Origin of the sequence: Bacillus sp. 5mfcol3.1 (assembly GCF_900114335.1) — a bacterium.
Classification (GTDB): Bacteria; Bacillota; Bacilli; order Bacillales; family Bacillaceae_G; genus Bacillus_A; species Bacillus_A thuringiensis_S.
In genome coordinates this window covers 1,622,220-1,644,988 of record NZ_FOST01000002.1, presented here as the reverse complement: position 1 = coordinate 1,644,988, position 22,769 = coordinate 1,622,220, and the positions used below count along the sequence as shown (strand labels likewise).

Sequence of the window (22,769 nt, the reverse complement as noted above, 5' to 3'; positions counted from 1 at the left end):
TCTACACCGAATATTCCAGTTTATAACAACACAAATGGAGGGCGTCATGAAAAGATTAGTCATCATTACAGTAGGGAAAACACACAGTGGAAAAACTACATTTGCAAAAGAGCTAGAAAAAGAGTTACCTAATTCTTTTATTATGGACCAGGACAACCAAGCTGAATTTATTAACACACATTATGAAAAATTACAGCCGACAGAAGGTTCAAATATACTAAAGCACGGTCTTTCAAAATTCATTGTTGATTATGCGAAAGAACATACAAATTTACACCTTATTATTTGTAACTCCAATCGCAGTAAAAACGGAAGATTCTATTTACTAAACGAAGTATTTCCACAAAATGAATATATACGCATACTCGTTCATTTTGCCATTCCAGATGATGTACTTTATGAAAGAGTAGGCCTTAGTAAACGAAGTACAAATATTTTTAGGGGAAACTATTCCAGTTTCAAAGAAGTCCTCCACCGCCAACAAGTTAAATCACTACATGAAGACGTAGTAGATCCTATAGAAAATGGAGCTGATTATTTGTTTGTTATTCGTAACAGTAAGGATGTAAACTCTACTATATTAAAAATTGTCCATCTTGCTAAAGAGTTCTCCCCTACTCCAAAATAAGAGACTATAAAAATTACATAATCATAGATTATTATGCAAATACTTCCTCTAGACGGCGCAGATGGTATATAATGATGGAAGAATCTACTTCTATATGCTCATTTTTACACAAAACAGCTCATGCATATGAAAGAAAAGAGGTACAAAAATATGAAAACAAAACAAACAATCGCTGCGTCTACACTAGCTTTAGCAATGATTGCTGGCGCAAACTCTGCTCATGCAGAAGTAAATGATGCTACTCCTCAGCAAAGTACGGGAGATCGATTAGCTGAAATTAAGCAACATAAACAAGAGTTAGATGCGAAATTACAGCAACACAAAGAAAACGTGGATCAAACATTAAATGAACTTAACAAAGTTAAGGAAAATGTTGATACTAAGGTGAATGAACTACATGAACGTAAACAAGTTGCTGATGAAAAGATTAACGAAGTTAAACAGCATAAACAAGAACTAGATGCAAAACTTCAGCAAGACAAACAAATCGCCGAAGATAAAATTGCTGAAATTAAAGAGCATAAAAAACAAGTAGAAGATAAAGTTGCTGAAGTAAAAGAGCATAAGCAAAATATCGATAACAAAGTTAATGAGATTAAAGAACATAAACAAACTGTCGATGAAAAAGTGAATGAAATGAAGCAACATAAAGAGAACATTGATCAAAAGGTTAATGAACTTAAGGAAGTTAAAAAACAAGTAGATGAAAAATTAGCTGAGTTAAAGAAAGCGAAACAAACTGCTGAAGACAAACTCGCTGAACTAAAAGAAAACAAGCCGAATACTGGTAACACGTTAGAGGAACTTAAGAAAATTAAAGGCAATTTAGACAGTCTTTCCGCTAACTTAGAACTAGCTAAACAAGATGTAAAAAACAAACTAGCTGAATTACAAAAGGCTAGAGAAGATTTACTAAATAAAATTAACGAAATTAAACAATCGAAACAAACTGTTTCAGACGATTTAACAAAGAAAAAACAAGACTTAGATATTAAAATCAACGACTTTAAGCATACTGAGAAAAAAATTGACGACAAATTAGCTGAGTTACATACAACGAAGCAAAATGTTGATAACAAGATTAATGAAGTATCACAGTCTAAACAAACGCAAACAGATAATGGTACTAAAAGCAATAACGCTAAAGAACTTCCTAACGCTGGTAGCGAGCAATCAAACAATATGGCTCTAGGAATGCTATCTGTATTAGGCGGGATTTTATTACTTACTCGTAATAAAATTAAAACGTTATTCTCTAAATAAATCCATTAAAAAAAGGAAAACCGCACATACAGGTACGGTTTTCCTTTTTTTATATTAACTGTCCATCTCGAAGCGTCAATATACGATCACATACATCAAGCATTCTTTCATCATGTGTAATCATAATTGCTGCTTTTTGGCTCTCTTTCACTTCACGTTTCATCATTTCAACAACTTCACGTGCGCGTTTTGAGTCTAAGCTTGCCGTTGGCTCATCCGCTAATATTAAATCTGGGTTGTTCATGAACGCACGAGCAATTGCTACCCTTTGTTTTTCCCCGCCAGATAGTTGATTTGGATAATGATTCTTTCTTTCTCCTAATCCAAATGCCGCTAATAAATGATCTGCACGCTTTTCGGATTCTTGTTTACTTTCTTTTTTTAGCTTTGCAATGTAAAGTAACTGTTCTTTCACATTTAAATATGGAACAAGGTTTGCAAACTGGAAAATGAATCCAATTTTTTTCAAACGAATGTCTGTCATTTCCTTTTCTGATAGCTTCGTAATATTTTGCTCACGAATGTAAATATCTCCTTTTGACGGTGATAATAAAGCACCCGCGATCGATAATAACGTACTTTTCCCTGATCCAGAAGGGCCAACGATTCCGATAAATTCTCCAGCTTTCACATCAAGCGACATCGGATGAAGGGCTGTTACTTCCGTATTTCCTTCTCCATACACTTTACTTACTTTGTCTAATTTTAATAATGAAGTCATTACATCCCGCCTCCAATTGCTTCTAATGCATCAACTTTTAATACTTGGTATAACGAAATAAGTGTTCCTAAAATACTAATTACGATAAAGATTGCTGCGTATTGTGCAATCATCGGTGTTGTTAATAAGAACGGCATACCCGCTGGTAAAATTTGTTCTAACCCTTGTACAAGAACGATACTAATTACCATCGCAACCACTGATAAGAATAACGCCTGTACGACTAAGCTATTTGCTAAATACGAGTTCTTCGTACCAATTGCTTTTAATACACCTAGTTGCTGTGTTTTTTGCAGTGTAATGACGTAGAAGAATACACCAATTAGTAATGCAGCGATTACAAGTAAGAACGCAATAATCATCGTTAACGTTCCTTGCTCTTCTTTAAATCCTGGAATACTTTGCAGTACTTCTTTTTTATCGATAACGTGAGCATTTTTAATTTCTTTATCTGTGTTAAGTGCGATTGCACTATAATCTTTTTGGTTTGGTTGTGAAATAGCGCCCCATACGTCTTCATTTACATAAACGACTGGTGTATGGCTAAACATTTGATCTTTCGTAAATCCGACGATTTTAAATTCTTTCTTTGAAACAGGATCGATAATTGTATCCCCAATATCGATTCCTTTTTCTTTAATTGATTCATCAGCAACCATTTCGTTGTTTGCTGTACCTAACTTCTCACCTTTTACAATGTTCGGTTCTAAAAATGTATCGCGTTCACTTGAGAAAATAGCGATATCAACCTTTTTCGAACTATCTTTCTTTTCATATGTTGAAACTTTCACACGAAACGGAACTGCCTCTTTCTCGCCTACTTGACTTACTACATTATCTACATCGTCTTTCTTAATTTGTGAACGAAGTAATTTATTTTCCGCATCATCTGCTAAAACGAACTTATTTGCCTCCATATTTTGAATCGATGAAGCATTATCATATGATAATCCATTTGCTAATCCTGAAATAACAAGGACTAAAAATGATAGTAACACCATAATGAGTCCGATTAATCCGTATCTTAATTTTGATTGTTTCAATTCGCGCAGAGCTAAAAACATTTCGCTCGCTCCTTCCTCTTTCTTTCTATGCACTAATCATAAAAAAGAAATATGAACGGAATATGAACAGAAGATTACAGAGTAAAAAAATAAATTTTCTGAAAGTATTGAAAATAAATAGAATCCTTGATACAATTCAGTCAAATAATATTGACCGAGTAATTTAATTCAAGGAGTTGATCATGTTGAAGCCCGTATTAACACTAACTACTTATAGCCAACTAAAAGCATTAAGCGATCCATTACGTGCCGAAATGATGATACGTCTATGCGAACGTCCTTATACTGGACAATTACTATCTGAGAAATTCGGCATTTCAAGGGCGAAAATTCATTATCATTTAAAAGAATTAGAAAAGAATGGTCTTATAGAGATCGTTTATACAGAAGAAAAGAATGGGATTGTTCAAAAGTTTTATCAATCTGTCGCTAAAGGCTTCACCCCTGCTACAGATCTATTACCTCATTTAGAAATATTAAGCGAATCAGGTCGCCAAATCTTTTTACAAATGATAGAAAGAACGAAAAGCCAAATTCTCGCTGCACCAGAAGAAGCTTTTACATTACGAAATGCAAGTGAAGATCCAGCTAAGTGGAATTACGTTTCATCCTGCTGGGAATTTGATGCTACGCCAGAACAATTTCAAGTGTGGGTGAAAAAGTTTCATCAATTGATGGCTGAATTAAACGAAATTACAAAAGGTGCAGATAAAGATCCGAATAGTAAACCTTATTATATTTCTACTACTGCACTTCAAATCGCTGAGAGAACAATGCAGCAATTTATTAAAAAAGAAGAAAAATCGTAATACGATTTTTTTTACATAAACGGTCAAATTTATTTTACCGAATAAATTTATTATAAAGGAGTAGATAAAGTGGACATATTAAAAAACCGGAATTTCCTCTTATTATTTTTAGGAAGAATTTTCACCAACATAGGAGATAGTTTGTATTATGTAGCCGCGATGTGGCTCGTATACAAATTAAGTGGTAATCCTTTTTATTCTGGATTGGCTGGTTCCCTTACGTTATTACCTTCTGCATTACAATTTCTTACTGGTCCATTCGTTGATAGATGGTCCATTAAAAACACCCTCGTCATCACACAAGTTTTGCAATGCATTCTTATTTTAATCATTCCTATTACACACTACTTCGACCTATTAACAGTCCAACTACTACTCATCATCATGCCCATCGTAGCCTTTATCGAACAATTCGCCTATCCCGCACAGTCAAAAGCTTTACCACTTCTACTGCATAAAACACAATTATTAAAAGGAAATTCACTTTTCTCATTTGCATACCAAGGCATTGATTTAATTTGCACGACTCTTTCCGGAATATTAGTAGCACTATTTGGCGCAATTACTTTATATGTGATCGACTCTTTTACATTTGCGATTACTGCCCTTTTGTTCGTTTCATTGAAAATGCCAAAACAAACCGAAGCAAACACAGTACTTTCAACTAAGCAATATTTCACTGATTTAAAAGAAGGGTTTTCAATCGTCTTTCGTTCCTTAATGGGCGTCTTCTTAATCGGTTCCGTTGTCGCTAATTTTTCAATCGGTATGACGATGGCAATACTCCCTTCTTTCGCTGATTCTTTAGGCGGTGTAAAATTATATGGTTTCTTTTTAGCCGCTATATCCGCCGGTTGTTTAATTGGAGCACTATTCAGTTCATGGGTTGGTAAACATAATGTTGGCCGTGTCTCCATTATTAGCTTCGCAACTGGCGCTTTCTTTTGGTTTCTCTCTACAGTTGTACCGTTTCAATGGTTATCCATTTTTTTATTCGGCTTAGCTTGGATACCAATTGGTGCGACCAACATATTATTTGCGACTATTGGTCAAATTGTAATTCCAAACCAATATCTTGGGCGTATCAATTCAGTCACACGAAGCATGGGCACAATTGCTATGCCACTCGGCTCTTTAATTGGCGGATATACTGCGAATGTATATAGTAGCCAACTTATTTTCGCGCTTGCTAGCATTGGGATTTTATTCATTTCCCTCGTATGGCTACTTCATCCGAAATTACGGACTTTTCCAAAAGCTGATGAAATTACAGCGGATACTTTTGAGCTTCGGTTTAAGGAAGAACGCGGGAAAGGTGCGGCTTTATAGCAGAAACAAGCATAACCCCGTTCTAAATTTAGAACGGGGTTATGCTTGGATGTTAAGTTTTATTCAATAATAACGCCTTTAATAGAACGATCTAAAACGTTCAATCAACGTTTTGCTGGCCATGCCCCCTGCATTTTCCTTAATTGAATAATTTGGCCTGTATGATAAGCATCATGAAGCATGATGTCCAGTAATTTACCTTCAATTGAATTTTGTTCAAGCTCTCTTTCAGAAATTGCATTTAATACCTGTCTTAAATTACGCTGAGCATTTTCAGAGCGTTCAACGACTTCCTTCCATTCCGTATCATTATTAGATTGCTTAGTAAGATAAAAGGTGTCATTACCGTCAAGATTATGTGTCCATTCACGTCCTTCCAAGTTTGCAGCAAATCTTTCTTTGTAATAAGTGAGATGATTAACATTCTCCCAAATGGTATTTGTTGTCTCTCCAGCTGGTTTCCACATAGCCTGTTCAGCTGTAAGTCCTTCTATAGCATGTTTAAACGGTGCATACCAACTCTCTTTATCGAATGTTGAATCTAGTACGTTTAATAACAAGTCAATTCGTTTCAAAATAATCTCCTCCCTACACAGTTCAAGTTTTAATACACTCCCTCTAACTCTGTAGAGATTCTACATTTTTAAATAAACTTCCTCCTAATCCCACTCCATAAACTCATCCGATTATGCAATTAAAATGACTCATATTTTTTCATTTTACACGTATACTAGCGACAAAAAAAGAAGAGGCCGCTCCAAACAGCCTCTTCCCTTACATCTATTTCGGAAGCTCCACCCGAACAGTCGTCCCTTCCCCTTTCGTGCTATATACCGAAACGTTTCCGTTATGCAGTTTAACAATCTTCTGCACGATTGATAATCCTAAACCGCTACCTTCTATGTTTCTTGCCCTTGCTGTATCTACTTTGTAAAAACGATCAAAAATACGTTCCATCTCTTCTTTTTCCATTCCGATTCCGTTATCGGATATAGAGATAATGACACTAGACTCTAACTCTTCCACGAAAAACTCAATCGTCCCAGCATCGTTTGAAAACTTAATACTATTCGTAAAAATATTACTCCACACTTGATGAAGCAAGTTTTCATCACCTTTAATTGTAATGTCCGGCACATCAAACTCAACAGCGATATCTTTCTCACGCCATTTCCACTCAAGCATAAAAATGACGTCTTTAATTTGCTTCTGCAAATTGAATTCCCTTATTTGTAGAACCTTCTCTTCTTTATCTAAAGAAGCGAGTGTAAGTAACTGTTTACATAAACTAGACATTCGCTTACTTTCGCCTTCAATAATTTGTAAGTAATGATTTCTTTCTTCCTCACTCATCTTTTCTGTTTGCAACGTCTTTGAAAAACCTTGTATGGAAGAAAGCGGCGACTGAAATTCATGTGAAACGTTCGAAACGAATTCTTGTCTCATTTCATCTAGTTCTTTTATACTTTTCGTCATCTTTTGGAAGCTTGTAGATAACGTTCCTATTTCATCTTTTCGTTTTACATCTAATTCAATTTCATATTCCCCACTCGCAATTTTTTGCGTAGCCTTCGTAAATTTACGGATTGGGCGAACGATATAACCTGCTGCAATCGCTATAAAGATAATGCTTAATAGTACGATAAACCCAAGTAATACCGCTAAGAAAATTCGCATTTCCCCAAATTGGTTCTGAATGTCGGGGCGAATAAATAACGCGTACTGTTTATCACCGTGCTTTACCGGTACACCAACACTATTTATTAATTCATTATCGAAAAATCCTGTAATAAAAAGACGCGTTGGATACGTAGAAACACCATTAAACGTTTCTCCTTGCAATACTTTATGAACAGTAGCATCGCTAATAGACGTCTTACGAAACGCATTGCCGATACGCTTTCCATTCTTTTGATCATCGACAATATAAATTTCATACCCTAACTTTGCGATAGAATGTAAGTACGCCTCTTGATTTTCTTCACTTTGCTTTTCATATAACGATTTAACTTCTTCAGCATACTTTAAAATCTTTTCACTGTTATACGGTTTTAACTTCACTTGATAATATACGTTCGTTAATAAAAAGCCGATAATACTACTAAGTAGCATAATGCCGACCGTCATAAATACAAATCTAGAATATAGTGATTTCATCTTATTTCAACTCCAACTTATACCCGAGGCCGCGCACTGTCGTAATTTGAAAATCATCCGTTCGTTTTGAGAAACGATCTCGTAGTCGCTTCACATGAACATCAACTGTTCGTTCATCTCCTTCAAAATCCATTCCCCATACTAATTCAATTAATTCTTCTCTTGAAAATGTTCTTCCAGGATAACTAGCAAGTTGTGATAATAGCTCAAATTCCTTTAAAGGAAGCAAAATTGTTTGACCGTTACACTTTACTTCCACACCTTTTCGATCAATTGTCGTTCCGTGCAACGTAATAATATCTGCACTCAGCATTTGATAACGACGTAATAAAGCTTTCATACGAAAAATCACTTCAGCTGGTTCAAATGGTTTCACAATATAATCGTCTGTACCAGAAATGAAGCCTTTTTCTTTATCCACTAACTGGTCTTTCGCAGTTAATAAAATAACAGGAATATCATGATACTTCCGTATTTCTTCACATAACGTATAGCCATCAACAAATGGCATCATAATGTCTACGATCGCAAGATGAATATTTTCCTTCTCTAATACGTCTTGCGCTACCTTTCCATCTTCCGCCTCAAAAACTTGAAATCCCTCTTTTTGTAAATGATAATGCAACAACTCTCTAATATGTTTATCGTCATCAGCTAATAAAATATGTATCATCTTCATTAAACCCTCTCTCGTTCATCCTTCTACATCACTACATTAAGAAACAATTGAATTTTTTGCAAGAAAAAGAAAAAGAATCTATTTTGAAAAAAGATTATTCAAAATAGATTCTTACGTTTTAGTATTAAGATTATTTTAATGAAAAATAATTTCTATGCTTTAGAAATATCAACGAATCCTTCTCCAAATACGTCACGAACATCGTGTATAGCGATGAACGCAGCCGGATCTGTAGTTTGAACAATCCGTTTTAGCTTCACTACTTCTTGCTTATTAATAACAACATAAAGAATTTCCTTCGGAGTTTTCGTGTAATAGCCATGACCTGAGTACACAGTAACCCCTCTGCCCATTAAGGTAGTTACCTTCCCGGCAATTTCATTCGGATTATCAGAAATAATCGTAATGGCTTTCTTCGGATTTAAACCTTCAATTACAAACTCCATCACTTTCGTTGCTACATATAACATAATAATTGTTATCATCAGTTTTTCTGCACCAATGATGAAATACGATGAAAACGCAACAATTAAATCGAAGAACAGTAGACCGTAGCTAATGCTCCATCCTAAATATTTATGTGTCATCCTTGCTAAGATGGTAGTACCTGCAGTTGTTCCGCCAACACGAATGATTAGACCAATCCCGCATCCAATAAATATTCCTCCGAAAATGGCATTTACGAGCATTTCATCCGAAGCGATCGTCCAACCTTCTGTCAAATGAAGAAATAGTGAGTTTGTAACTACAGCAATGATTGTATAAATTGTTGTAATCTTATTTAAAAATTTATAACCGGCTATTAACAAAATCGCATTTAAAATTAAGTTAACTAAACCCGGTGACCATTCAAATAAATAGTACGTAATAATCGTGATACCTGTTACCCCGCCCTCACCAAACTCATTCGGGATAACAAACAAATTGACACCTAACGCAAAAAGAAATGCACCGATAATAATAAAAATAATGTCTGTCGTTCTTTTTTTCATACAGTACCTCACTTCTTATGTAAATATTTATTCTGTCATAAACTCTCACCATTATATCGTGGAATATTCAAATCGAACAGTGGTTTGTTTTTATTTTAATATAAGATAAAAAATCAACATTATTTATTATGTACTGCAAATAAAGTTTTGATTTCACCCGTAATTTACTCTTAAAAAGAAATGCTGAACATTGACTTGCACAAATTTCAAATAAAAAAGTATCCACCTAATTGTCATACGCAATGATAATTAGATGGGTACTGCATGATACATTTAGTTTTTACATGTATTGTTTGGAGAAAATTGCAAATAACGACTTATACTCGCCTTATTAAGACCAAATCCATACATCATCATTATTTTCAACGTTCGTCTTTGCTTCATGAACTTTTTCAATATGGTCAACTGTGTTCCAGTTAATAGAACTTCCGCCCCACCCTACATACTTCATATCAATTTTCACTTTCTCACCCACATTAAATACTTGTCCCTTTGTTAAGAGAACATCAATAATATCTTTCTTCCCGTTTAGCGATGGATACTCAACTACAACATATTTAGTAGCACCGTCTCCCTCATCTTCCATCGTTCCTACTTTTGATACTTCTCCAATTACATAATCGGGCGAGCCATCTTCTTTCATGTGCATACCTAACTTGTTTGTTGTATTTTCAACTGCAGTTGCAACCATGTATTCTGTAAAATTACGCATCATAGATCCAGTAGCTTTTACTTCATCTCCTACTTTCACGTTTGAAAGTGAATCAATATACACACTAACAGGTTCCTCATATTGCTTAGATTTTACAACAATCACACCGTTATCTACTTCTACTACTCGTCCTTCTAACGTCGAGAAATTCGATTCAATAGAAGCTGCACTCGCTTTTGTTAGTTCTAATCCTGGTACATTTGTTCCTGATAATGCTGCGATCCCTAAAGCACCTGCTAAAATTATTTTTTTCATACCCATATGTAACATCTCCATTCATGATAATTTTATTTTTTTTGATTGGTATCGACCAACCTGTAATCATTATAGTTACAGGTTGTAAAAATAACAACCGTTTTCCTCATGCAATGATGCATACTGTGATTTTCAAATATAAATTTTAGCAAAAAATATTTGTAAATTATTCCTATATTCAGCACTAATACTAAATTCTCAAATTACAGCAGGTGAACTTATTGAAGGCGGAGAAACTAATGTCATGTACAATGTTCTTCAACTCTACGGTTTGTATAGCCGTAGTTCATTAAATTATATAGGAGCGGGATTCATATGTTAATAAAGCCAAAGAGATTACAGCCAGGAGATATCGTAGCAACAGTAAGTCCTTCATGGGGCGGTGCAGGTGATTCTGAAATAAGATGGCGATATGAACAAGGAGTAAAAAGATTAGAAGAAGTTTTTAGTCTTACGGTTATCCCAATGCCAAATAGCTTAAAAGGTAGCGAATACCTTTATAACAATCCAGAGGATCGTGCGGAAGATATAATGACAGCATTTAAAGATACACGCGTGAAAGCAATTATCGCGAATATTGGCGGTGAAGATAGCATCCGGTTACTTCCCTATATAGATTTTAATGTGATACGCGAAAACCCGAAAATTTTTATGGGGTACTCTGACGTTACTATTTCACATTTATTTTGCCATAAAGCAGGGCTTTCCTCTTTATACGGTCCAGCAATTTTGACCGACTTTGCCGAAAATGTAGAGATGGATCCATATACAATTGAAATGGTAAATCGTACTCTCTTTTCAAATGAAACGATTGGAGAGATTCAACCAGCTTATGAATGGACAAGTGAGCATTTAGAATGGATTGAAATAAATAAGGATACAAGACGTACGATGCAGCAAAACAATGGATATGAGCTACTTCAAGGCTCTACCACTGTACAGGGGCGCTTAATTGGTGGTTGTATTGAAGTATTGGAATTTGCAAAAGGAACGGAACTTTGGCCTGAGAAAAAACATTGGGAGAATAGTATTCTCTTCTTTGAAACTTCTGAAGATCATCCAGAACCAAGTTATATAAAATATTGGTTACGAAATTATGCAGCACAAGGTATTCTGCAAAAAGCAAAAGGAATCATTTTTGGTAAACCGAAAGATGAACAATACTATGAAGAATATAAACAGGAAATATTGCAGGTTATGAAGGAACATAACTTAGAAGATTTGCCGATTCTTTATAATTTAAATTTTGGCCATACTGAACCGAAGTTTATTTTACCTTACGGTGCAATGGCAGAAATTAATTGTGAAAATGAATCTTTCTCTATTTTGGAAAGTGGCGTGGAATGAATAAAAACACTCCTATGAGATATGTCTGTGAATTGGTACTTTTTAAAAGTATATAATTGGAGGGAGATTACGTGTATGGAAGTAACATTTACAGTAAGTAAATGGGATGAAAAACCAATTGATGATACTAGAAAAGATTTCCCTTTTAATATTGCTCATGTCGAATATGATATTGATGGGGAATTAAAAGGAAAGGCTTTTGTTGAATACTTATTATATTATTTAGACTCAAATATAAATGATGGTCACTTAGCTACTGCTAAAATTTCTGGATTTTTACACTTTGAAGGGATTTATAAGGGGCAACAAGGGACATTTACAGCTCTAGAGCAAGGAATATTTGATAAAGGAAATTTAGATTCCCCAGGAACAATTATTAAAGCTACCGGTAACTTAGAAAACCTGAGAGGATCCTATAATTATCAGTTTACAGGTCAAACTAGTAAACTAATTTTAGAGTTTGAATTTCAGCAAAATACCTTATAATTTAGTGGAAAGGACATTTCTTGTAATACTAGGAATGTCCTTTTTGTTGACGAGTTTATTCAAGTTAAAAATGAACAGAGTATATTATCAGTATTCAGCAATGTATAAAATTTCTTCATGGGGGAATTAAAAATCTACACCCTAGAGACATCATGCCCCCACCTATTCATTTCTTTTCTTACTAATTAAAGAATAATCCCCGAAAAACTCCCCTTCATAACTTCCTTTTCAAGTTGATTCCTACATATAAACGTCGCAATAATTTTTGTACGATTTTTTTCATCAGGCTCAAATTGTTCAATAGTTACGTCACAACGAATGGTATCACCACTAAAAACAGGACGTAAAAATTCAAAACCCATTTTGCGAGCTAGTACGTTATAATCACCGCCAATTTTTGTAGGCAATGTTGATGTTAACAGCCCTTGTACAACAAATCTTCCCTGCTCATCTGGTGTAACATGATGAACGCCTTCATCTTTCGATACTTCTGTAAATAACGCAACATCCTCTTTCGTAAAAGTTCGTTCAAAGGTGATTTTTTCGCCTACTTGCAATTTCATCCATACCCCTCCTCAAAAACACTTGTAAAATAAGAAAAACCGAAACTAAAAATCATTTCGGTTTTTCTAACTAAAGAAGTCTATTTATTTTAAAGAATGTACAAACAACCCGCTACGCAGTTTCGGTTCAAACCACGTTGATTTTGGCGGCATGACTTCTCCGGCATCTGCGATTGCTAATAAAGCTTCCATTGATGTCGGATATAGTGAAAACGCCACTTTATATTCACCGCTATTTACAAGACGTTCTAGTTCTTCTAATCCACGGATTCCTCCGACAAAGTCGATGCGTGAATCAGATCGCGGATCATGTATTTCAAGCACTTGGCTTAATAAATGATCTTGCAGGATAGATACATCTAAACCTCTAACAAGATCATTCGCATCAAACGTTTCCTCTTTCACAGTAAGCTTATACCACTTCTCATTTACATACATACCAAATGATTTGGGCTCATTTGGTTTATACGGAGAAACAGTTGCTTCTTCTACATAAAAGTACTGCGTAATTTGATTTAAAAACTGTTCCTCTGATAAGCCATTTAAATCTTTCACAACTCGGTTATAATCCCAAATCGATAATTCATCATGAGGGAATAGAACCGATAAGAAGAAATTAAATTCCTCTTCTCCTGTGTAATTTGGATATTGTTCTCTTCGCATAAGTCCTACTTTTGCAGCTGATGCAGAACGGTGATGCCCGTCTGCAATATAAAGATTAGGAATATCTTCAAATGCGTTTACTAAAGTCGTAATTACATCTTCATCTACAATCTTCCACACAACATGCTTAACACCGTCTTCTGCTGTAAATGTATAAATTGGCGTATGTTCTTCTTTCCAGCTCCTAATTAAATGCTTTACTTCATCTTTTGTACGGTACGTTAAAAAAATCGGACCTGTATTTGCGTCACACACATCTACGTGGCGAATACGATCTAGCTCTTTTTCATGACGTGTTCTTTCATGTTTTTTAATTGTATCATCTTCATACTCATCAATAGATGTACAAACGACAAGGCCTGACTGCGTTCTTCCTTGCATCGTCAGTTCATAAATATATAGCGCTGGCTCTTCATCTTGTATGAACACTTCTTCTCGTATAAATTGCTTTAAATTGTCGCCCGCTTTTTCATACACGCGATCATCATACGGTGACAGTTCAGGATCTAAATCAATTTCTGCTTTATCAACATGCAAGAAAGAATATGGATTCCCTTTTACAACTTCCCTTGCCTCTTCACTATTTAATACGTCATACGGTAAAGCTGCCACTTGTGCCGCTTTTTCCTCTACTGGACGAATGGCCCGAAACGGTCGTATTTTTGCCACATTCCTCTCTCCTTTACACAATCATTCGAACGGCTACAACACCTGTAATTTTGCTTATATTTTCTACAATATTCTCTTTTATTATATCATCAATTCCGTTATCGATATCAATCATTGTGTATGCCCAAGAATGTTTACTACGATTAATCATATCGGCAATATTAATATGATGTTCTGCTAAACATCCTGTAATTTGTCCTACCATGTTTGGAACGTTTTGATGCATAATTGTAATTCGTTTCTTTCCGATATACGGCAATTCTACGTTTGGATAGTTTACTGAATTACGAATATTTCCTGTCTCTAAATATTCACGTAATTGACGTGCTGCCATTACTGCACAATTTTCTTCTGATTCAGACGTAGATGCACCAAGGTGAGGCGTCGCTGTTACATTTTTCATCTTTATTACATTTTCATTTGGGAAGTCCGTTACGTAATGTGTAATAATATCTTCTTCTAATGCTTTTTGAAGAACCTTTTCATCTACAAGTTCTCCTCTAGAGAAATTAAATAGACGCATCCCTCTTTTCATCTTCTCTACAGCGTGTTCCCCAATAATCCCCTTCGTTTGATTCGTAAGAGGAATATGCAGTGTAATATAATCACACGTTGCAAAAATTTCATCAAGGCTAAATGCTCTTTGCACATGTGTAGAAAGACGCCAAGCTGTTTCAACTGAAATATAAGGATCATATCCGATAACATCCATCCCTAATGCTAACGCATCGTTCGCAACTAAAGCACCAATTGCGCCAAGTCCGATAACACCTAGACGTTTCCCTGCAATTTCTGATCCAACAAATTGTTTTTTTCCTGATTCAACAAGCTGTGGTACTTCTTCACCCTCTAAGTTTTTCGTCCAACTTACACCATTAATAATGTTACGTGAAGACATAATAAGACTGGCAATAATGAGTTCCTTTACAGCGTTTGCATTTGCCCCCGGCGTGTTAAATACTACAATTCCTTTTTCTGTACATCGCTCGACAGGAATATTATTTACACCAGCGCCAGCTCTTGCAATCGCCTTTAAGTCTTTTGAAAACTCTTCTTGATGTAAAGAGTAGCTACGAAGCAAAATCCCATCTGGGTGATTGATTTTATCCCCTACTTCATAACGTTCTTCAGTAAAAACTTGTAAACCTTTTTCTGCAATTTGATTTAACGTTTGAACACGAAACATATCCCCATCTCCCTATCTATTCTCAAGCTCAAATTCCTTCATATAATCTACTAATTGTTGTACGCCGTGTGCTGGCATCGCATTATAAATACTTGCACGCATACCGCCGACTGAGCGATGTCCTTTTAGCGTAACGAAACCGCGTTCCTTCGCCTTTTGTAAAAACTCATTATTAAGTTCTTCTGACGGTGTTGTAAATGGAATGTTCATAAGTGATCGATACGCAGGGTCAACTGGTGAAGTAAACAATTTAGATTCATCTAAAAAATGATAAATAAGTGAAGATTTCATTTTATTTTGTTCTTCAATCGCAGATACTCCGCCTTGCTCTTTCAACCACTCTAGTACAAGTTTTGTTACGTAAATACTAAAGGATGGCGGTGTATTATATAAGGAGTTATTTTTACTGTAAGTTTCATAATTTAACATTGTCGGACAAGAGCGATCTGCTCCCCCAATTAAATCTCTTTTTATAATAGCAATCGTTAAACCCGCAGGTCCTAAATTCTTTTGCGCCCCCGCATATATAAGACCAAACTTCGAAACATCATATCTCTCTGATAAAATATTTGAGGACATATCCGCAACGAGCGGCACTCTTTCTACATGTGGAATTTCCACATATTTTGTCCCCTCAATTGTATTATTCGTTGTAATATGTACATAATCTAGTTTTTCATCACTTAATAAACCGTCCAGTTTAGGAATCGTAGTAAACTTCTCTTGCTCGGAAGAAGCAATCACTTGTACTTCCCCAACTTTTTCGGCTTCTTGCAATGCCTTTTTAGACCATGAGCCAGTTAGTACGTATCCAGCTTTTTTATACGTATTCATTAAGTTCAACGGTATCATAGAGAATTGTAATGACGCACCGCCTTGTAAAAATAAAATATCATACTCATCAGGGATGCTCATTAATTCACGAAGTAAGTTACTCGCTTCCTCTATAATACTTTGAAAATAAGAAGATCGATGACTCATTTCCATAATAGACATGCCTGTCCCGTTATAATTTAATAGCTCCTTTTGCACTTTCTCTAAAACTGGCAAAGGGAGTATTGATGGTCCTGCTGAAAAATTATAGACTCTCTCCATTACCCTCATAACCTCCCTATTTCTCATCGGATTATTTTTTAAACTTTCTGAATTATAACCCAAAATATAATATGTGGTCAATTTGTTTTCTATTATTACGGCGCAAGACGCGATGGAATCGCTTGCAAGTGCAGACTTTTTTATGAACATATAAAAAAGTGTTAAGTACATAATCGTACTTAACACTCTAATAATGAAAGAATAATAGCTAATCGTTCGTAAAGAACCGATCAAAAATTTGATAAATAGCAGAGAGACCAATGAGCCAATAAATAGTGTCCACAAGCGCCGGCATAGAACCAAACCATTTCTCAACTACATTGTAATCTAACGCTACAAATAACCAATTCAAACCGCCAAGAATCACCAAAATTACTGTAAGGTAAGACAAAAATTTCATTATGATTGCCCCCTAGGTGATAAGATGGTGAAAGGCCTTTCACTAGAAATATATGTAGTAAACTTTAAAACTTACCTATTTTATAAAATTTATTTTCGGTACCACCCGTTAATAACTGCCTCTGCTTCTTTACTATGTATTTGATACGGATGTGTACTATCATTAGAGCCAATAAACCAAATTGAAAAACCTTTAAAATATGGTTTCGGTTCTAATACATCGCGGTAAGCACGCCATCCATTTAATTGTACATCTTTCGAAAACACATTTGAAACATCTGGATTCCATGGATTTTGTAATCCAAGTTCACGTGCTGGAACGTTAAATCCACCGAAGTAAACTGGCTTTCCTGTTGCATTATGTAATTGTTCCAATTGCTGAACAACATTTTGCCCACGATTATATACTGTTGTCGCAAATAAACTTTGTTTCACTTCTTCATATGTTGGATTCCTTTTTCCTGAAACTTCAAACCAACTATCTATGCTAACAATATCCACCTTTTTTAAATACGGGCGATTGATTTTTTCTTTAAACTTCGCTTCATAAGAAGAGTCCCAACTTGCTGTTAACCACCAGTTCATTTGATACAAAACATTTCCTTTATACTGATTACGAACAAAATTAATTGTATCGCTCCAGTATCCTTCTGCATACTCCATATTCACGAAATTAGAAGCAATCTTTAGTCCATACACATTGTATTTACTTGTAATGGAATTAAAAATATCTTGCAGAATAACCGTCTTCCAATTCCAGAAGAAATCATTAATGTTACTTGGGTTCCATTCTGTCTCTCCAACATTCCCCTGCTGAATATACGGGAACGGTTCCACTATAACTTGAATATTACGCTTTAATAATTCTTGAATTAAAATAGTAGCTTGTTGCTTTTGCGCTTGATTAATTACCATATTCGTAGAAGTCACATTCGGGATATCCACTTGAATCGGTACATTTACTGTATTTAAATTTAAGCGCTCCACATCCGCTAATACTTTCGCTACATTTCCAACTTCCCATACTGTTACGTTTCCTGATTTGATTTTTCCAGATTGAACAGTATTTACATCTGCCTGTACATTTCCTTGAAAACAAAAAGAAAACAACATAATAAACACTCCTAAAAAACTTATTAAACTCTTATTTTTCTTCACAACTTTCCCCCTATAATTTTTGGCTTTCTTGATTATTTTATACAACGTTTCATATATATTCCACAAAAAATCCAATAAATTTTTATTGATAAAAATGCTATTCATCCTTTATTCACATCTTACTCATACTAAGCTCCTAAAAATAGTAAGATAAATAAAAAAGGAACGGATTTCCGCTCCTTTTTTATCTTTTTACGATTATCAATCCATTTCCCTTTTAGGCTCTACCAACATGATGTGGGATTCCTTTTCAGTGAAAGGTTTATGCTCAACGCCTCTCGGGACAATAAACATCTCGCCCTTAGAAATTTTCACCTGTCCATCACGGAAATCGATGAACATCTCCCCTTCAAGCACAATAAATAGCTTATCCGTATTAGGATGCTCATGCCATATAAAATCTCCATTAGCTTTAAAAAGCTGAATTTGATCATCATTCATTTCACCAATCACTCGTGGATACCAATAATCGTTGATTTTAGATAACTCGTCATTTAGTTTAATAGGTTGGTAATGGATAATAATCCCTCCTCATTTTTAACTTCCACTATATTACAATAATCTAAGTAAAAAAGTCGTCATTACGCTTAAAAAGAAAATGCTCCGGCCAGAACTTTTCATTCAGATAGTACAAAGGAGTGATTTCAATGAAAGTTCTTTCAATCCAATGTTTCCTTTAACTCTCCATAAGTATAGAACAGTGATTTTCAAATAAGAATGGACCCCTGTTGACATTAGTATGGATTATTGATGAACTTCTCGCGATATTTAGTAGGCGAAATGCCAACTCGCTTCTTGAAAACTCTACTAAAATAAAAAGGGTCTGCGATTCCAACAGCCTGCGCAATTTGTTGTACAGGCACACCACTTGTACATAACATTTTTTGAGCCATCTTTATACGATAGTTCAATACATATTCTGCTGGCCCCATACCTGCATGCTTTCTAAACACGTAAGAAAGACGATTTCGATTAACATTATTTTGTTCTGTAAGCGTATGTATTGTAATATCTTTATAATAGTATTTACGAACATAACTAGATATTCGTTCGAATAAAGTATGCGACTCATAGTTGTTTTCTCTATTGACAACACTTAATAAAGCTTCATTCAACGCTTCGCGAAACAGCATTTCGGTCTGAAGCATCGAAATGCCTCCACGCTGATTATACACATCCCAAAGACGCATAAGTAATTCGACAAGACGAGGAGATTGTCCTGTTAATAATTCAAAATGCTGATGAGTAAAGCCAGAGTCTTCTCGTTCTGAATTACTTATCTGATATAAAACAAGAATATATTCCCAGTTTATTTCACCAAGCATTTTATGGGCTAATGTCATTTTTGCACCCCCATGTATAACTTTTCCTGGGGAAAGGATATACGGCGTACCATTAAATTGAAATTGCGTCTTCCCTGTAAGTGGAAATACAAATCCTGGGAAAGAATCTGTAGACTCAGCACAAGGCACACCTGGATTTTTAGCATAACGATATACTCCTTCTACTCGGAAAGGATTATTGGCAAGATACTCTGCTAACTCATTCACGTCCAACTTCACAATGCACGCCTCATTTCAATAATAGTTTTCTTGTAATTCGCGAGATTAATTGGTGTACATTCTGGGCAACGCTAAACTAAAAATAGTACATACGACTTAACAAGATCTGGTTATTAACCTATAAATATATTGTTTTTCATTTATTGACAAAAGTATCCTCCCTATATTATTGATAATGTTTTTCATTGTAGTTTGATAAAAAAACATTTGTCAAGTTGGATGGCGTAGAAAAATGACGAAACAAGGGGTACAGAGGGACCGTTCTGTTGCAAATAATACCTGGTCTTTGTTAACTAATTCCCCTCAAAACTGGAATAATCATGTTAATAGTTGTAATGGCTTTATTTGTTACAGCACTTGCAGCATGTGGAAATAATCGTAATCCTGAAGAAGTTGCTACAGCGTATTTCGAAGATGGAAACAGCCTACTATCAAATTAAATGATAGTAGGCTGGCTGTTAAAATTATTTAAGAACTGGGTTATGTTCTAAATGATAAGCTTTCATTATCAAAAAGATTATTACTAGTCCCTCCACAAACAAAAACACCCTATCACTTCGGTTCTAAATTTAGCACCTTCCCCTCTATTCCCTCCGTATTCAATGTAGTCGTATGATACGTTCCACTTACCCAATCATCTATTTGATCATGATACCAATCGCTTCTAAAATGTCCCGATTGTCCTGGCCCTACGATATGATAACCGTTTGACATATCTTTCGTATCAATAACAAATCGCCAAGAAGCCCCGTGATTTACAATGCCGTTATCGCCGTAACTCGCTGCTTGAACGGTAACTTGACTTCCGCCAATTGGAACTGGTTTCTCACGATTAAAAGCGAGTAACGCTAACATACTAGATGATTTCGAAATTGGATGTGTAAAAGCGAGTTGATGATAATCGCCCCACTTCCAGGCCCCAACATCGGGTCCATATTCCTTCTGCAATTTCTTCATTACATTCTCGTACGATGTATGCACAATTTTTGTGAAACCTCCGTACTTAGAAAACCATGCACTATTTTCTCCTGCTACTTGTTTCCGGATTAATTCATCCACAACTTGTGACTTCCCTTTAAATAACTCCATTACATCTTTCGGTATTTCTTTTGAAAATAACGTATTTGAAATCTCTTTCATTAATAAATGGAATATTAATGGTGCCGCTTCATCTTTACTATCGTAAAAATTCCACTTTGTTAATTGGTTTACACCTTCTTTCTCTACCTCATTTAAAGATGCTTTATTTAACTCTTTTAAAAATATAGGAGTAAACTCTTTCCCGTATAAATTCTTTTGATCCATCTGTAACTCTTCTAAATCTTTCACCGTATACTTTTCCTTCTCTTGCAAAAATTCTTGAATACGCATTTGCCTATATGGCTGTGCCCACGTATTGCTAATATGGTACGGATAATCATCATCAACAATTTTATTATTCGCAGTTGAAATAAAACCTTCTTTCGGATTTATAACTTTCGGCAGCTGATCAAATGGAATATATCCTTCCCATTCATATTCATCTGTCCATCCTGGAACAGGCAAGCTACCATCGCCTTTTTTACGCACTGGTATATTTCCATTCGCTTTATAAGCAATCGTGCCATCGTTTGATGCAAACACAAAGTTTTGCGTTGGTGTATGGAAATCTTGAAGAGCGGTTTCAAACTCCGTCCAGTCTTTTGCTTTGTTCATATTTAATACAGCTTTTAACTCAGCTGACGGTTCTAAAGCTGTCCACTTTAAAGAGAATACGGTTTTCGTTTTCTCCTTCCCCTTATTCGCAAACTCTGAAATTACTGGTCCATGCCTCGTAATTGTAACGTTATAAGGAATTGTCTTCCCGCCTTTTACTTTAATAGACTCGTCTACAACGGTAGCTTTCTCCCATTTATCGTTATACAGAAATTCATTTTCATTATTAGGATTTCTCTTCTCAATATATAAATCTTGCACATCAGGCCCTGTATTCGTAACGCCCCACGCTATTTTGTCATTGTGTCCTAATATAACACCTGGTACTCCAGCGAAAATAACGCCACTCACATTTAAACCTTGCATTTCAAGTCTCGTTTGATACCAAATAGAAGGCGTCGCAAGAGATAAATGAGGATCATCTGCTAAAATTGGCTTACCTGATGCACTCTTCTCACCGCTCACAACCCAGTTATTACTACCGTTAAACTCCGGCGGAATTATCGTTTTTGAAAAACTTTGCGCTACGTCCACATTTGTATTTTTCAGTTCAGCTAGCAATCTAGGAGCATCTTTCGGATATTTAGGAAATAGCTCATTTGCTTGCTCTTTCGGAAGGTTTTTCAGCGCCCAATATCGAAACGCCTGTCCATGCCAATGTCCTCCTAAGTCAAACGCCATATACTTCCCGATCGTTAAAGTATCAACAATTGACCACTCAGCAGGTTCATAACCTAATATAGTAAACTCAACTGGTAATTTCTTTTACTTTTTCGCCTCACGTATAAAAGCGTTCACCCCATCAGCAAATGACTGCAGGGCATATTTTGCTTCTCCATCATATTGACTAACTGAAGCTTCTGCCGCTCGCCGTAAACCGAGTGTTCGAAACAATTTATCTCGGTCAACAGCTGCTTCCCCAACAACTTCACTTAACATACCAGAAGCTTGTCTTCTACTTAAATCCATTTGAAACAACCGATCTTGCGCTTGTACATACCCTTGTGAAAAATATAAATCATGTGCATTTTCCGATTTAATATGCGGGACACCTTTACTATCCCGCTTCACCGTAACAGCGTGTTGTAAATCCTCTAGCTTTATCGTTCCATCTATCTTTGGCATAGATTTCAGCGTATATATATTCAAAAAAATCGCAGCGGAAATAACTAACAAGAGAACGATACTACTAGCCCAAATAAAAATTCTTCTTCCCCTTTTTCGTTTCTTCTTTATAACTACCTCCATATAACCACCCCTTTCTCACACTATTCGCTTCTTTTTGAGAATGAACCTTTTAAAAACATTAAAAAACCCCCTTCATTTTCCTACCAATG

General features: G+C 35.5%; 21 protein-coding genes and 1 pseudogene. 6 read left to right on the top strand and 16 right to left on the bottom strand.

What is annotated here, in order from left to right:
* The first annotated feature begins 46 nt into the window (after window positions 1-46).
* Together BM089_RS17915 and BM089_RS17910 are read left to right on the top strand one after the other, a co-directional pair.
* Window positions 47-628 carry an AAA family ATPase gene (locus BM089_RS17915; RefSeq protein ID WP_072939027.1) on the top strand — a complete coding sequence of 194 codons (582 nt, stop codon included), beginning with the start codon at window positions 47-49 and terminating at the stop codon, window positions 626-628.
* Between the two features lie 150 nt (window positions 629-778).
* Window positions 779-1,891, top strand: coding sequence for an LPXTG cell wall anchor domain-containing protein (locus BM089_RS17910; RefSeq protein ID WP_072939030.1), 1,113 nt, complete (start codon window positions 779-781; stop codon window positions 1,889-1,891).
* A 49-nt stretch (window positions 1,892-1,940) separates the two neighbouring features.
* Here the strand turns inward: BM089_RS17910 and BM089_RS17905 are convergent, their stop codons facing one another.
* Window positions 1,941-2,612, bottom strand: coding sequence for an ABC transporter ATP-binding protein (locus tag BM089_RS17905; protein WP_000202606.1), 672 nt, complete (start codon window positions 2,610-2,612; stop codon window positions 1,941-1,943).
* Window positions 2,612-3,676: an ABC transporter permease gene (locus BM089_RS17900; RefSeq protein ID WP_072939034.1), complete on the bottom strand. Its 1,065-nt coding sequence runs from the start codon at window positions 3,674-3,676 to the stop codon at window positions 2,612-2,614. The genes BM089_RS17905 and BM089_RS17900 overlap by 1 nt, the downstream gene beginning before the upstream one ends.
* A 185-nt stretch (window positions 3,677-3,861) precedes the next feature.
* Between BM089_RS17900 and BM089_RS17895 the strand changes: the two genes are divergently transcribed.
* Window positions 3,862-4,485 (top strand): ArsR/SmtB family transcription factor, encoded by a 624-nt coding sequence (locus BM089_RS17895; protein WP_072939518.1) that lies wholly within the window; start codon window positions 3,862-3,864, stop codon window positions 4,483-4,485.
* A 69-nt stretch (window positions 4,486-4,554) separates the two neighbouring features.
* Entirely contained in the window at window positions 4,555-5,814 is a 1,260-nt protein-coding gene (locus BM089_RS17890) for an MFS transporter (protein ID WP_090977599.1), read from the top strand.
* Window positions 5,815-5,918: 104 nt separating this feature from the next.
* Here the strand turns inward: BM089_RS17890 and BM089_RS17885 are convergent, their stop codons facing one another.
* The 5 genes from BM089_RS17885 to BM089_RS17865 form a co-directional block, all read right to left on the bottom strand.
* Window positions 5,919-6,389, bottom strand: coding sequence for a DinB family protein (locus BM089_RS17885; protein ID WP_090977597.1), 471 nt, complete (start codon window positions 6,387-6,389; stop codon window positions 5,919-5,921).
* Window positions 6,390-6,594: 205 nt separating this feature from the next.
* A complete protein-coding gene (locus BM089_RS17880) occupies window positions 6,595-7,971 on the bottom strand; it encodes a sensor histidine kinase (RefSeq protein WP_090977595.1) in 1,377 nt (458 codons plus the stop codon).
* A 1-nt stretch (window position 7,972) separates the two neighbouring features.
* A complete protein-coding gene (locus BM089_RS17875; protein ID WP_000781973.1) occupies window positions 7,973-8,650 on the bottom strand; it encodes a response regulator transcription factor in 678 nt (225 codons plus the stop codon).
* A 152-nt stretch (window positions 8,651-8,802) separates the two neighbouring features.
* Complete coding sequence (locus tag BM089_RS17870) at window positions 8,803-9,642, bottom strand: YitT family protein (RefSeq protein ID WP_000747488.1); 840 nt, start codon at window positions 9,640-9,642, stop codon at window positions 8,803-8,805.
* 331 nt (window positions 9,643-9,973) lie between these two features.
* Window positions 9,974-10,615: an ATP F0F1 synthase subunit alpha gene (locus BM089_RS17865; RefSeq protein ID WP_090977594.1), complete on the bottom strand. Its 642-nt coding sequence runs from the start codon at window positions 10,613-10,615 to the stop codon at window positions 9,974-9,976.
* A gap of 309 nt (window positions 10,616-10,924) precedes the next feature.
* Here BM089_RS17865 and BM089_RS17860 point away from each other — a divergent pair, with 309 nt between their 5' ends.
* Window positions 10,925-11,956, top strand: coding sequence for a S66 family peptidase (locus BM089_RS17860; RefSeq protein ID WP_000905881.1), 1,032 nt, complete (start codon window positions 10,925-10,927; stop codon window positions 11,954-11,956).
* Between the two features lie 75 nt (window positions 11,957-12,031).
* Window positions 12,032-12,442 (top strand): DUF3224 domain-containing protein, encoded by a 411-nt coding sequence (locus BM089_RS17855; RefSeq protein WP_090977593.1) that lies wholly within the window; start codon window positions 12,032-12,034, stop codon window positions 12,440-12,442.
* Between the two features lie 185 nt (window positions 12,443-12,627).
* Here the strand turns inward: BM089_RS17855 and BM089_RS17850 are convergent, their stop codons facing one another.
* The 9 genes and pseudogenes from BM089_RS17850 to BM089_RS17805 form a co-directional block, all read right to left on the bottom strand.
* Window positions 12,628-13,005, bottom strand: a complete 378-nt coding sequence (locus BM089_RS17850) for a hotdog family protein (protein ID WP_075720234.1) — start codon at window positions 13,003-13,005, stop codon at window positions 12,628-12,630.
* Between the two features lie 84 nt (window positions 13,006-13,089).
* Complete coding sequence (locus tag BM089_RS17845; protein WP_001063081.1) at window positions 13,090-14,337, bottom strand: DUF1015 domain-containing protein; 1,248 nt, start codon at window positions 14,335-14,337, stop codon at window positions 13,090-13,092.
* 13 nt (window positions 14,338-14,350) lie between these two features.
* Window positions 14,351-15,523: a 3-phosphoglycerate dehydrogenase family protein gene (locus BM089_RS17840; protein WP_000490222.1), complete on the bottom strand. Its 1,173-nt coding sequence runs from the start codon at window positions 15,521-15,523 to the stop codon at window positions 14,351-14,353.
* A 12-nt stretch (window positions 15,524-15,535) separates the two neighbouring features.
* Window positions 15,536-16,618, bottom strand: a complete 1,083-nt coding sequence (serC, locus tag BM089_RS17835; protein WP_075720042.1) for a 3-phosphoserine/phosphohydroxythreonine transaminase — start codon at window positions 16,616-16,618, stop codon at window positions 15,536-15,538.
* Window positions 16,619-16,826: 208 nt separating this feature from the next.
* Window positions 16,827-17,018 (bottom strand): DUF378 domain-containing protein, encoded by a 192-nt coding sequence (locus BM089_RS17830; RefSeq protein WP_000670804.1) that lies wholly within the window; start codon window positions 17,016-17,018, stop codon window positions 16,827-16,829.
* 89 nt (window positions 17,019-17,107) lie between these two features.
* A complete protein-coding gene (locus BM089_RS17825) occupies window positions 17,108-18,175 on the bottom strand; it encodes a glycoside hydrolase family 113 (RefSeq protein ID WP_139213280.1) in 1,068 nt (355 codons plus the stop codon).
* Window positions 18,176-18,376: 201 nt separating this feature from the next.
* Entirely contained in the window at window positions 18,377-18,616 is a 240-nt protein-coding gene (locus BM089_RS17820; protein WP_000997182.1) for a cupin domain-containing protein, read from the bottom strand.
* A gap of 293 nt (window positions 18,617-18,909) precedes the next feature.
* Window positions 18,910-19,737: a helix-turn-helix transcriptional regulator gene (locus BM089_RS17810; protein WP_061660427.1), complete on the bottom strand. Its 828-nt coding sequence runs from the start codon at window positions 19,735-19,737 to the stop codon at window positions 18,910-18,912.
* Between the two features lie 552 nt (window positions 19,738-20,289).
* Window positions 20,290-22,680 (bottom strand): annotated as a pseudogene (locus BM089_RS17805) (penicillin acylase family protein).
* Between the last annotated feature and the right edge of the window lie 89 nt (window positions 22,681-22,769).